Consider the following 13,261-nt stretch of genomic DNA (forward strand, 5'->3'; position numbering starts at 1 on the left):
CGCTTGTTGGCTTAGCAAAACTCACATTCTCAATTCTAGAATTTCTTACTGTTGTATTTACAGCGCGTTGTAATATCTGACGAACAGACTTAGATGTGAAATAGCACCCAAAAGATCCAAATCAGCATGCTTCTAGACGCATTCTGTGCCCCTTATTACATCGTTTGCACACCATAAAACTCTGCTAGCTATGTTCTAAAGTCAAAAAAGCGATGGATGTCACCGTTTCCTTCTTCACCGTTTCCGTTCCTCCCGTGGGTGTCACCGTTTCCACCTCACATTGTTGGATGAGTATTACTTGACAGCAGCAGAGCGTCCATATATGTCACCGTTTCACCGACCCTACCGTTTCCGTTCCTCCCGTGGGTGTCACCGTTTCCACCTCACAGTTTCCACCGTTTCCGTTTCTCAGTTTCATCACTCTTTCATCATTATTTACCCCCAGCCCACTGGAGCAACTTTAAAACCCCATAACTTCTGAACACTTATCCACTTAAGTATTTGCTTTCTTAACAAACTTCGCTGTCACCATCATTTCACCAACGCCATCAACCTTACAGTCAAGTTCATGGTCTTTTTTATCTAGCACTCGCCTTACCGAAGCCTTGGTGCCTATTTTAATGACTTGTGAGCTGCCTTTAATCTTAAGGTCTTTAATCACAGTGACTTTATCGCCATCTGCTAATAATGTGCCATTGGCATCTTTTACTTGAATGTCGTCCTCGGTAGCAGTCGCGTTAGGATCCCATTCGTAAGCACATTCAGGGCACACTAGCTGACTTTGGTCTTGATAAACATATTCAGAATTGCACTTGGGGCAAAAAGGTAAAGACATAATTAACCGTATCACTTTTTAAGACTGTGTATCATGGACATATGATACTGTAAAAGTAAGTATAGCGTCCCCCTAAATTCTTATTCAGCTTGCTATTGAATTATGACCAGTTACCTAAAATGTTGCGGCACGACAATTGCTTAGTTATTAATCTGCATTTCATCATATAAAGGATTACCTATGCTTGTTAGTCAAACTCAAGGGGTTGGCTCACCAACAATTTATAGCAGCCATAGCCCGCATCAACCAAAAGAGGCAGAAGCAGCACAGAAAGATGCCCAAGTCTCCATTAGCCCAACCGCAAACAATGCCGAACATAATTGGCAAAATGTTGCCTCTAAATACAACGTTCACAACATTTCAGCGGCAGAAGTACGAGCTATATCCAGAGAGCTATTCGAAGGAGGGTTTATTGATTCAGGCCAGATGATGGCTATCGGTGCGCCGATATCAATGAATGAAAGCCCTCACGAAAAGATCAATTTACTTGGAGATATGAAGCGTACATTTGAAATTTCAGCAGCTAGCGGCGGGCTCAATAAAACCTCACGAGAGATTTATGCTTCGGCGATCACTACGCTTGAAAATCTCGCCAAGACACACAGAAATAATATACCAATTTGAGGGAGCAAATCTGATGCTAACTGAATTAGAAATTTCTCATTTAGAGCATAAGTAGCAAAACTTTTGCATCGCCTACATGACCGTGGATACGTTGGCAGTAGCAGAATATGGTAGTGGTATTATCGACAAGATTTTCCCGTCTCAAAATAGATCACTTCATTAAGCGGATGAGTATAAGTTGATATCCATTAAATTACAGACACAAAAAAAGCAAGCCTTAGCTTGCTTTTTCTTCATCAGTTAAGCGATTAAAGCTTAACGATGTTCTCAGCTTGAGGACCTTTCTGGCCGTCAGTTACTGTGAATTCAACTCTCTCGCCTTCAGCAAGTGTACGGAAACCGTCACCTTTGATTGCGCTGAAGTGTGCGAACACGTCAGGGCCATTTTCTTGAGCGATGAAACCAAAACCTTTAGACTCGTTAAACCACTTAACGGTACCTGTAAGAGTGTTAGACATAATACTAATCCTGATATAAAAACAAAAACCAATGCTGCGCATTGATGAGCTATGCCCATGTGGGCGCATAGACCTAAATTTGTAGAGTGGATAAAACTTCAGGACGGTACTACTACAAGCAAACACTTATACAACAACGTAATGGAGATTTTAAAACACTGACTCAAATTCTGTCTATGAACATCATATAGGGATTCCGCCCTAAGTCAATGTATTTTTAATCATCAATATGACTTGCTAATGACAAATATCAATATTTTTTTGACGTTTTTTTCAACACCCTATTTTTAAAAAAATTATTCCCCTAACCCCCCGTAAACAATAGAGATTGCAATAAAATATTCATAAGACTACTGGGGCTTTTTTGACTCTAATTCTCGAATTAATTGCACCACTTGCTCCACGATCACTTGCGGGGCATTCATAGGTACAGTGTGGTCACTTCCCTTGGCAATAATTAGCTCAGAATCACAATGTGATGCCAACGATTCTTGTCCTTCTCGCCACGCTTTAACATCGCGTTGAGTAGGATCAAATGGCCTTTGGGCAACGATGACACGACACGGAATATGATCAGGAGCTTGATGCGCCCGAACACTCGCAACAGTTTCACTTAGCGCTTGAGTTTCTCGGCGTAGAGCTTCACCGAAGGTATTTTCTGGCAGTGTAGTTAAGGGCTTAATTAGCTTATCCTGTGCTAAGGCATGAGTTTTATCAATGAAGTAAACCGTCACAGGGTCAATATACAACAAAGCAGCAACTTGCTCAGGATAATAGGTAATGTAGTTTTGCATCACATAGTATGCGTATGAATGACCGACATAAATAAATGGCGGCCGAATATCAAGCGTCCTCAGCACTTCACGAAGATTACGATTATCCGTATCGACACTATAGGCTCTGCGGCTAAGCTCACTTTTACCATACCCCTCGCGATTATAGGCTACCAACGCATTAGGTACTTTCTGCGCGAGACCCATCATTACTGACGTCCAATAAATTGCAGGCGCTGCAGAACCACTTTCAAAAACAATGGCAGGTTCATTGCCCGCAACATGATAAACCTGCAAAGACACTTTGTTCGCAACCAAGATCTGCTCTTGAATATCACGTTCAAGCGCAATCTGTGCATAAGCACTATTAACAAACAAAAACCCCAATAAAGTTAGCGTGCGATACATATCGTTTCCTTGATATCTATAGTTCGACTCTAAAGTTAGCAGCTAGATGCACCATAAGCCAATGACATTTTTGCTGCATTTCCTCTCTTTTAAACAAAGTAAAGCAACACACTCTACAAGTTTTATTCACCCATCGTTTTCACACCTTTCTTGCTCTGATGTAAAACTTTAAAAAGCGAAAATTAAGAAAACCTTAAGTTTGAAAAAAGGAGGAAAAAATTTTTCGAGGTACGCATTCCAGTTTTAAAACGCTTGCTTTCGGCTAATCACAAATACGGCAATTAGCGCCCCCAAAATAAACAGTGCAGCGAGTGAAAAGGTCAGTGAAAATGCCATATTAAGTTGTGCAGAGCTTGCCAAGGCCGCACTCTTTACCTGCAACAACAGGCTAAATACACCACCAAGTAATGAGGCTCCAGTCATTAGCCCTAAGTTTTTACATAAATTAATGAGCCCTGATCCCATGCCCTTTTCTTTTTCGGCTACTGTCGTCATCACAAAGGTATGGTGAGCCGCTAGAAACAACTGCCTTCCGGGAGTTAACACAAATAACGCCACAACATAGCCATAAAGTCCAAATAATGAAGGTAAGATTGCAAAGCTAATTGTCCCAATGAGGATCATCAGCAAGCCCAAAAACATGGCAAACGCGATACCAAAATGATCAACCACCTCGCCTGACGGATAACCAGCGACAGCAGCAGTACAAGGTCCAATAGATACAATAAGACCAACCGTGACCGGGCTCAGCCCTAACGCATAAGTGAGATAAAAGGGCCCGACAACTAATGTTGACATCGCGATAGCGTCAACAATAAAGCTCACGATTAACGAGGTATTGCGTAACTTGTGTTTAAGAAAAGCCAAACTCACAAGTGGAAATTGAGCACGCTTTTGACTTTGTACAAAACAGTAGATAAAAGTCACAGAAAAGAAGAAAAATACGCTATGCAAGACAAGACTAAACGAACTACTCGATGGCATAGCCAACACATAAAATAGGCATGACGTCGACAGCCACGCGCTTCCAATAACATCAAAACGCTGTAGCTCAGGTGGATTTGCGACATCATCAGGCAGAAATCTTGCTATTAAAAAGTAAGCTGCACCACCAAGCAATATCATCAACCAAAAAGTGAACTGCCATGATAACCACTCTAGCATTGCGCCACTTAGCAATGGCCCCAAAGCCGTGCCAATCGCAGCGGTAGTGCCGAGTAGCCCCATTGCAAGTCCAACTTTACGCTTTGGCATCACAACGCTTGTCAGTGCAAATACTTGAGATAATAACAGCGCAGCGCCAATGCCTTGGAACAGCCTAGCAGCAATCAGCATCCAAAGATTTACGCTCAGTCCAGCGGCAATGGAGCCCACACAAAAGACGCTGATTCCAATGCGCAGCGCCCTTTTTCGGCCCACGCTATCTCCAACAGCGCCAGCACCAAGAATAAACGCGGTAAGCGAAAGTAAATATGCCACAACGACCCAATTCACCAATGCCTGCCCCACACCAAACTCCTCAGCAAGTGTTGGCAACAAGACATTGATACTGCTCATGCCAAGCGTAGGCAAAATGAGTACCACAGCCAAGCTGAACAACACCCGCTTTTGTCCGGCCCCCAGAGCAGTTTGATCCTCTGTATTTACCGTATCTTCTAACATGAGTTACCACTCCTACCATTGCGCCATGCTAATAAGAGGTAACTGTACTACTTCAAGTGAACTTGAGGTCAAGTGTGTGGTTAGGTTTTAAGCTTGAGTGGATTAACTGGATTAGCAGCAAAGCCTTAGATAGTTTTAGCGAATCGACTGCCTGTAACTTAATGTGCTGAGCAGCAGGGATTGGACCTCCGCCACAGCACTTTGATTATTAGATCCCTAGAACCTTGTCGCTATATTATTTATCACATTTTGAAACTGTGATTGTTGTCCAAAAACCTCTATTTTATGAATTACTTGCGCTTCAAGAACAAACACTATCCCGTGTGTTTCCTCTTTGTTGTAATTACTAAATATCGTAATTTCTTGAATAGATTTTTGTTGGACATTCTGTATTTTATAAGCGCTTGCGACCTCTTCTGAAAGTACCTGGAGCCAAGCTGGCAATTTCATTCTTGAATCGACCTCAAACAAACTCCGTATAAATTGATGTTCATGCCCAGATAAATCAACAGCAGGTATAAATCTTTTCGGATCTAACGTTTCGTGAAGCAACTTATTATCTTCAAACGTCAACACTAACGTTTCAGATACATGCGAAATAATAATAGGTGAGTCGACATTTAACTTGATGACCCTCGATAGGATCAACTCTTGAGCGCTAAGACTGGTTGCCCAAAAGAAAAAAATGAGTGTAAATACGGTCCTTATCATAACATTACTCCTTTAAATTGATTAAAAATAGTATAGCGCTAGGTTAACGAGTTACTGACTTTCCTCAATCAACAACTCACCCTTGATTACAAAAATCTTAAGTTTGACATGCTATGAGCACATAAATTAACTTTACCTTAACACTGTTACCTCACAAACTTGATTGCACCAGTCACACTTCTTATCAATCATGTTTCCGAACTAATTTGCAACATTTTTGGCGTCATAGCATGACAATAACCATTTGTTTTTATTTCTTTTAATCTGGTGAACGTGCAGATATTTTTGAGGGGGAGCGTCGTACGAAAACAGGTACATTTATTGATGCATTGAAAAGAAAGTTTCAGTATGATGATTTATTGGCCACTTTGAAAATAATAATAATAAATAAGGAATAATGATGAAATACCTTGCCATTTTTTTGCTCATGTTTGCCTCTTTTCAGAACTATGCGGTTGTCAAAAGGCATGATGTTGACCCTGACTTGTATAAGGTTAACAGCATCCCGCAGTTTTATGTTGATATGCCATTTCAAGGCGGATCGGTGTTAATCGATAAGCATTGGTTGTTGGCACCAGCTCACGTCATTTATACGTTTATGTATGACTACCAAGACAAACCTATCATGGTACATGGCGTTGAAAATCAAATTGCACAAATCATTATTCATCCGGATTACAAAAAGGTAGAAGGTGATTGGAGTGAAGGCGACCCAACACCGCTTATGGAGCAGCTAAATAACGCCAAAGACATTGCATTAATTCGCTTAAGTAAGCCTGTGACACACATTCAACCCATTGCTATATATCAAGGAAATGAAGAGTTAGGCATGGAAATAACTGGGTTTGGTCGCGGCGCTATCGGAACAGGGATAACGGGTGAAGAGCACGACTCTGAGGGACCAAGCCTAACTACCTATGCATGGTATCAAGTCACCAAATTTTTCTCAGATTGGGCTTTCACTCAAGACGACTATCAAATGCATGTTTACAACAACGTGATCACAGAAGCAAAAGCCCACTGGCTCAGATTTACCTTCGAACAAGGAGCCGATGCGCTACCGTTAGAAGGCACTATAGGCTCAGGAGATAGCGGCGGCGCAGCAATCATTTATCAAGGCTCAACACCGATATTGGTTGGATTAGCTGCATGGAGAGAAATTGAAGGCGATTTGGAAAGTTATACTTTAGGAAAATACGGTTCAACCGCAGTATTAACACGTGTATCTTATTACCAAGATTGGATAAATAAGCATATCAATAAAGGCCTGTAGCAGGTAAAGCGCGTCTAAAAAGCAGACCATAAAACAGTTGCTAAATTTACCACCGTCTAATCTAGATTAGTTTTTATTTGCTGTAAATTTCAACCGTCCATAGCTAGATGCGGAGGTTTTATGGATTACAGAAAATTTTTACCTAGTGAAAATTTATCTTCATTTATCAATTGCTTTTGGACACTGGAGATTACTGAAGATAACAATGCCGCAAAGCAACGCATTGTCCCCGACGGCTGCATTGAGCTGGCCTTTATATTGGGCGATGATATTAAGCGCTATACATCAGAACATGAATACATACTGCAACCGCGCGCAATGGTACTTGGCCAAACCCTTTCACCTTTTTATATTCAACCAACAGGATACGTTCATACCTTTGCAGCCAGCTTCTTTCCTTATGCCTTTTCCCACTTTATTTCGAAACCGATAAAGAGCTTAAAAAATCAAGAAACATCGATTTACGAACTATTTAAACCCGATGAGGCCGCAAAGCTTGAAGGCGATATCATTCAAGCGCGAACCACAAGCCAAAGGATTGAGACTTTAGAGGCCTTTCTTCTTCACAAGCTCAGCGACCCGCAGACAATTGAGCACATTGTAAAAACAACGGTAGACATTATCTTTGCACAAAATGGCGATATATCGGTTAATGCAATCACCAAATCAAATCCCAATAAAAGGCGCCAACTAGAGCGGAAGTTTTTAGACCTTGTCGGTATTAGTCCAAAACATTTAAGTAAACTTGTACGCTTGCAAAGCGCTTTAACACTCCTCATAAATCGTGAAGACAATCTCACCAACATCGCGTACAAAAGCAATTATTATGATCAGTCTCACTTTATTAAGGACTTTAAAGCACTCACAGGGGTAAACCCGCGAGCGTTTCTCGATGACGAAGGCATGACGCTTTCACGGCTTTTCTATAAATAGTCCTGTCGCTTTTTTACAATTAATTGTTGTCTCCCCACGCTATCTTAAAGTCGAACTCGTTGAACCTTAAACGAGTCCAGCCTAGTCACCAATAGCTAGCCGACACACATAGAAAATAAGGATGATAACATGCACAGCTTCGCATCAATTTTTGAAATTCCAGCAACCGACTTAACCCGCGCCGTAAATTTCTACAGCCGTATTTTTGCGGTCTCCATTGAAACCATAGATATGCCTGAAATGACAATGGCACTCTTCCCGTACGAAGGGCAATCTACCGTAGGTGTGATTGTTCAAGGTGAAGGTTACACTCCTTCCTGCACTGGCGTCACTCTGTATTTAAACGCGGGTGAAGACTTACAGCTGGTGCTATCAAAAGTAGAAGAAAGCGGTGGGAAAATACTGACCCCCAAAACCCCACATGCAGACGAAAGCGGTTTCTTCGCGTTATTTTTAGATACAGAAGGCAATCGGTTAGGTCTGCACACACCGAAATGAATACGATAAATTGAATACGCTGGGGTTATCTTGCTTATATAAACAGCCGCTGGATAACACCTATCGCGCAATCTGCGCAGGAAAAAGGAAAACACACTAGTACGACTTTTCATCGTTTTAGTAGCTTTACTGTGAAACACTGCAAAAACGACGGCGGACGAATCTAACAAACTGCGAGCGCTTGTTGGCTTAGCAAAACTCACATTCTCAACTCTAGAGTATCTTACTGTTGTATTTGCAGCGCGTTGTTGTGCGCGATAACCCAGTTTTAGTGAATAGATACGCTGAGCGCTAAAAATTAGCCTACCGATAAACGTTTTTGATCAAAGTGATTGAAGTGTTTTCATACTTTTTTTACTTCAATTTGTCAGCTTTAATGCTAATAGTGATCGGTGTCACATATTTTTCAGTTAGGAAAATGAACAATCCGATCGCTTTTATCCTCAAGCAACCTAATCTTTAAAGGCAGAAAGCTTTTTGTAGCAATAAGTTATCCAGTATGATAAAAATTCCTTAAGTAGAAGTTCAAGGTGGTTAACGGTAAGAAAGCGACCGAATCACTCTTAGATGAAGATAGTTAGCATCACAAAGGAAACTCATCACATGAGCAGGACGCCCATAGTACTCGAAGAATCTTATGCTTCATGCCTGGAAAAATTCGAAAAGGAAATGAACCATTTATTGGCCATAGCTGGCGAATGGTTTTATGGCAGCATAGCCAACGAATATGCAAAATTAAAGCGAAATCTCGCAGTCCTTACAAAAAAGATCGTGAGGCATACCCCGTTAAAAAGTGGCCTTTTATACAACATGCTCTACAAGGTGCGGGATGCTAACAAGCTACGGGCGTTAAGTACGATTTGGCGTATTCATCATCAAAGGAGTAAGTTGTGACAATGAGAAAGCTACTATTTTTCCTTTGCGCACTAATTTCGCTAAGTGCATTTGCGGAAGACATTGTTATTGGTAAAAGGCACGAAATAGAATCAAAAGTCCTGAATGAAAGTAGGGAATATTGGGTATCTTTACCTACTTCTTATAAAGCAAAGGGATATAAAAAATATCCAGTTTTGTATTTCACTGATGCAAATTTAAATAGCTTTTTCCATGCTTTTTCAGGTATTGCAAAACAAATGAGCTCTGATGCTAGCCCTGAAATTCCTGAAATGATACTTGTTGGGATTGTGAGTCAGAACCGTGGTCATGATAGTTCGCCTACTAAATCACTTATTCAATGGGGTGGAAGTGTCTCAAAGTCGCAAGAAACGACTGGAGGTGCTGATAATTTTTTAAAGTTTATTCAAATGGAACTAGTACCCCAAATAGAGCAAGATTACCGAACCGCTGACTACAAAATTCTAGCAGGCTATTCATTTACCGGTTTAACTGTCATTCACTCGCTTTACCAAACGCCGGAATTCTTTAATGGATATATAGCTATTGATCCGAGTCTTTGGTGGGATAATCAAATAATGCTTAAACGTTACACAGAATTTTCGAAAAAGGAGCTTAACAAACGGCAGCTTTTTGTTTCAACATCTGAACGCGTGCCCTCGCTTTATCCTAAAGAAAATTATGTCCGTGAATTTATCCATAAATTAGAGGCTTCACCAATTAAAGGATTAACCGTTCATTCCAAAACTTTTGGTACTGATCAAAACCACCATACAATGCCAATAATGAGTTTTTACTTGGGATTGAAAAATATTTTTAGTGGTTATATGGTCGATGACGCAATCAGATTTAGACCAGCAGTGGAACTGCAGGAGCACTTTAATATAATTTCAGAGAAATTAGGAGTAACCCTCAAGCCCAGAGAGAGCCTAGTGAATTTCTTTGGTTACAACAGGTTGTATGACAACCAGTTTCCTACCGATAGTCAGGTCGCAATTGATTTTTTCAGGTTAAATACTGAGTATTACCCAGAATCTTCTAATGCATGGGATAGTCTAGGTGAAGCATATTTGTTTAGAAAACAGTATAAATTAGCTCTAGATGCATATATAAAATCTAGAGAACTGAGCCCGGAAAATAAAGATGCAGAAGAAAAAATTAAGGAAATAAAAGAGCATTTAAATTGAAGATGTTGATAGTTAATGAGCTCCGAATTCAGATAATAAGGGCACCACTCGTGGTTAAACGGTGAGAAAAGATCAACTGCCTGCTGGTGGTACTCTGTAATCGCCAAAAAACAAGAGTTGATACCATGAGTTACACGCAGTTGCTCGAAGGGCAAAGATACCAAATTGAGGACTACTTACGCGAGGGTTTTAGGAAAAGGCTAAAAGTGAGCCACAGGGCCATAAGTTGTGAAGTTAGGCGCAATCGTACTCGAAGTCATTACTTGCCATTGATTGAAAAACGATGACATCCAAAACCATCGACTGGATAAAATAACTTTATCGTTTGTACATTATGAATCTAGAAATAGGCAGGGATTTTTAGAGTGTTAACTACCCAAAACCTGGAAGCATCATGGAAATAATTAGAAGCAAAACATTCACAGCACAACGCGCTTGGGGCGCAAAAGACATCGCCAATATGAATGGTATTACAACCCGCCTGCATTGGACTGATCAGCCTTATAAGTGGCATGTTAATGACGGTGAAGAAGTCTTTGTCGTGTTAGATGGCGCGGTTGAAATGTTTTATAAAGAGAATGGCGTTGAACAATCAGCCCTCTTGCAAACTGGTGATATTTTTTATGCTTCAATTGGCACCGAGCATGTTGCTCATCCTCGTGGCGAGGCGAGAATTTTGGTCATAGAATCCAAAGGCAGCGTATAGGGTTAGGATCGGTGTTAAACACCGAGACCCATTAAACGGGATAAGTCTAAACTTGAACTGTCAGAAGCGGAGATTCATTTAGGGTGCTCATAAAGTCGACCTAGCAGCAAGAGAGCTCAGTGACGCTCAGCATAGCCGCTTCGTCACATTTGAGCCATTAGTTAACTACGCTCTTCTATTTGATCAACATCAGCAAAACAACAATTGCGAATTAGTGGGAAAAATTATTTTGCTTTATCCATTGTATCGCAATATCTAGAGGCTCTGCTTTATTAGTATTGTGGCCCAGCGATGGAAATAATACATATTCAAAAGGCTTGCCCTTAGCTTTCATCCTATTCAGTTGCTCGATACACATTTTGACTGGGATCTGTATGTCCTGCTCTCCGAAGAGCCAGAGCCCAGGTATCGATAAAGAATTCAAAGAAATTTTCGGGTCCGTTGCTTTAAAATCATATCTGTCAGGATCATTTAACGTATGTTCACGCGATTCTTCATCAGTATGAGTTTCCCAAAAGTCTTCTCTACCATTTGTATAAAACTGAAATCTAAGTTGTTCCAGAGTTGTGATTGTAGGGCTACTGAAGAGAACCATAAACTCTACTGATTGATTATTGAGTGCGGCAACTGGAATAATCCAGCCAGCCTGACTCGCGCCAATTAGTCCAATCGATAACTCTTTGTCATAGCCATGAACCACATCTACCGCAGCACTTGCATCTTTCGCAAGCAAAGTTAAATTATCAACACTTATATTATTGGTTCCCACCTGAGGCCCTACGTAAACGCCACCAGATTCACCAACTCCACGCTTGTCATACGTCAAAACTAGCAAGTCATTCTTAGCCAGTGACTGTGCTAACTTAGTCATTCGTGGGACAGGATCAGAGCCGTGCACTAGTACTACTGCTGCTCGTGCATCTTTAGGTATATACATGCTCCCTGATAATTTTACACCTTCGCTTTCAAAAACGACCTCTTCTACAATAGTAACGTCATTTGATTGGTGTTTTTCTTCGTTGAGAGTGTGACTTTGGTCTCTATTGTTTGTAGTACAACCTGACGCAAAAATTAGTAAAAACAAAAAATATCCGAGGTTTCTCATTTTTTAATCCATAATGAAATTAAAGAAACCTTGAGACAGCAAGGTTTTCGCCAACATAAAAACCAATAATTTCATAATGTTAACATTCTCACTTTCGACTAGATTACTCAATAGAACCACTAATTAGTTATACTGACCATCTATTGAAAACCCGTCTGAAATTGGTCGTTTTTTGAAAATGTAAGCCCATGCCTAAGTGAACTACACGAAGGGATATTTTGAATGCCCGTTCATTGCTCAAATCTGACCCTTAGTTCATTTATGTTAACGGATTTTGTAGCATAAATGAGTTAGTTGAACACCTGCTATGCAGCATCGAAGACTCTCCCAAGAAGAGCGCCGACAGTCTCAAATTCGCTCTTAGCAGCCATAACTCCCTTCAAAACGGCATGATTAGATGTCAGCGACGACAATTAAACCCACTATCGCCTTGAATTTTTGCAAACCACTACACCTCACTCAAATACTGGATCATCCGTCCTGAGCGTTTCTCTTCTTTAAAGTCACAACTGGTTAGACGATATTAAACGAAGTTATCTGTTAAACAGCGGGTGTCGTGGATATCGCCAAGTAGAAACACTCGGCAATCGCCGGCTTTGAGCGTGTCTGTTCCTCGGGATACAGAGTGGGTTTCGCCGTTTGCTAATTGTGATGAGTGTCACTTATTTTGCCTCCCACAAAGCTATCTGCACTGCGAATTAGGAGGCTACGCTGATAGTTTTTGCAATGCTTGCAAGCAGCTTAATCGTAAAAATCGTAGAAGCTCTTACAAGCACCTTATTCCCCCTCCATCACACCCGAAAAGCATAAACCGATATGCAATGTGCCGACAGGATGTCGGCTAAGTCTTGTCTNTGTGTAAGGGCCATCCTTGGCCCTATCACCGCTTTTCACGCATCCATGCGTTGAAATGACTCATTGGCACTTTACTTTCGGGTGTGATGAGAGAGACACAAGGCGCTGATAAATTCTTGTGGTGCTTGTAAGCGACTTAGCTGCTTCAGGAGATAAAACCAGAACTAACAGACAGCGCGATTTCCCCTCCATCACACCCGAAAAGCATAAACCGATATGCAATGTGCCGACAGGATGTCGGCTAAGTCTTGTCTGGCATCATGGACGAGCCTTACAAGACGGTTGCACTATATCGGCTTAGGATTTGAGGATTAAGTGTGATGCTGGGGCGACGTTTTC

General features: G+C 41.1%; 12 protein-coding genes. 6 read left to right on the forward strand and 6 right to left on the reverse strand.

Going from position 1 to position 13,261, the window contains the following annotated elements; genetic code table 11:
• Positions 1-493: 493 nt before the first annotated feature.
• On the reverse strand, positions 494-835 hold the full coding sequence (locus CKO50_RS01905) for a zinc ribbon domain-containing protein YjdM (RefSeq protein WP_095726775.1): 342 nt from the start codon (positions 833-835) through the stop codon (positions 494-496).
• Between the two features lie 180 nt (positions 836-1,015).
• Between CKO50_RS01905 and CKO50_RS01910 the strand changes: the two genes are divergently transcribed.
• Positions 1,016-1,459, forward strand: a complete 444-nt coding sequence (locus CKO50_RS01910; RefSeq protein ID WP_095726776.1) for a hypothetical protein — start codon at positions 1,016-1,018, stop codon at positions 1,457-1,459.
• Between the two features lie 248 nt (positions 1,460-1,707).
• Here the strand turns inward: CKO50_RS01910 and CKO50_RS01915 are convergent, their stop codons facing one another.
• The 4 genes from CKO50_RS01915 to CKO50_RS01930 all read right to left on the reverse strand — a co-directional run bounded on the left by CKO50_RS01915 (position 1,708) and on the right by CKO50_RS01930 (position 5,471).
• Positions 1,708-1,917, reverse strand: coding sequence for a cold-shock protein (locus CKO50_RS01915; RefSeq protein WP_010603820.1), 210 nt, complete (start codon positions 1,915-1,917; stop codon positions 1,708-1,710).
• 350 nt (positions 1,918-2,267) lie between these two features.
• A complete protein-coding gene (locus CKO50_RS01920; protein WP_095726777.1) occupies positions 2,268-3,098 on the reverse strand; it encodes an alpha/beta fold hydrolase in 831 nt (276 codons plus the stop codon).
• A 243-nt stretch (positions 3,099-3,341) separates the two neighbouring features.
• Positions 3,342-4,760 (reverse strand): MFS transporter, encoded by a 1,419-nt coding sequence (locus CKO50_RS01925; RefSeq protein WP_095726778.1) that lies wholly within the window; start codon positions 4,758-4,760, stop codon positions 3,342-3,344.
• Positions 4,761-4,976: 216 nt separating this feature from the next.
• Complete coding sequence (locus CKO50_RS01930) at positions 4,977-5,471, reverse strand: hypothetical protein (protein WP_095726779.1); 495 nt, start codon at positions 5,469-5,471, stop codon at positions 4,977-4,979.
• Positions 5,472-5,871: 400 nt separating this feature from the next.
• On the opposite strand from CKO50_RS01930, the gene CKO50_RS01935 reads away from it, so the two are divergent.
• The 5 genes from CKO50_RS01935 to CKO50_RS01965 all read left to right on the forward strand — a co-directional run bounded on the left by CKO50_RS01935 (position 5,872) and on the right by CKO50_RS01965 (position 10,962).
• A complete protein-coding gene (locus tag CKO50_RS01935; protein ID WP_095726780.1) occupies positions 5,872-6,744 on the forward strand; it encodes a trypsin-like serine protease in 873 nt (290 codons plus the stop codon).
• 120 nt (positions 6,745-6,864) lie between these two features.
• Positions 6,865-7,677, forward strand: a complete 813-nt coding sequence (locus CKO50_RS01940) for a response regulator transcription factor (protein WP_095726781.1) — start codon at positions 6,865-6,867, stop codon at positions 7,675-7,677.
• Between the two features lie 129 nt (positions 7,678-7,806).
• Entirely contained in the window at positions 7,807-8,175 is a 369-nt protein-coding gene (locus tag CKO50_RS01945; protein WP_095726782.1) for a VOC family protein, read from the forward strand.
• Between the two features lie 896 nt (positions 8,176-9,071).
• Positions 9,072-10,256 (forward strand): alpha/beta hydrolase-fold protein, encoded by a 1,185-nt coding sequence (locus tag CKO50_RS01955; protein WP_095726784.1) that lies wholly within the window; start codon positions 9,072-9,074, stop codon positions 10,254-10,256.
• 394 nt (positions 10,257-10,650) lie between these two features.
• A complete protein-coding gene (locus CKO50_RS01965) occupies positions 10,651-10,962 on the forward strand; it encodes a cupin (RefSeq protein ID WP_095726785.1) in 312 nt (103 codons plus the stop codon).
• A gap of 211 nt (positions 10,963-11,173) precedes the next feature.
• Here the strand turns inward: CKO50_RS01965 and CKO50_RS01970 are convergent, their stop codons facing one another.
• Positions 11,174-12,067 carry a S9 family peptidase gene (locus CKO50_RS01970; RefSeq protein WP_095726786.1) on the reverse strand — a complete coding sequence of 298 codons (894 nt, stop codon included), beginning with the start codon at positions 12,065-12,067 and terminating at the stop codon, positions 11,174-11,176.
• Between the last annotated feature and the right edge of the window lie 1,194 nt (positions 12,068-13,261).

Origin of the sequence: Pseudoalteromonas sp. HM-SA03, assembly GCF_002289345.1 — a bacterium.
Taxonomy (GTDB): Bacteria; Pseudomonadota; Gammaproteobacteria; order Enterobacterales; family Alteromonadaceae; genus Pseudoalteromonas.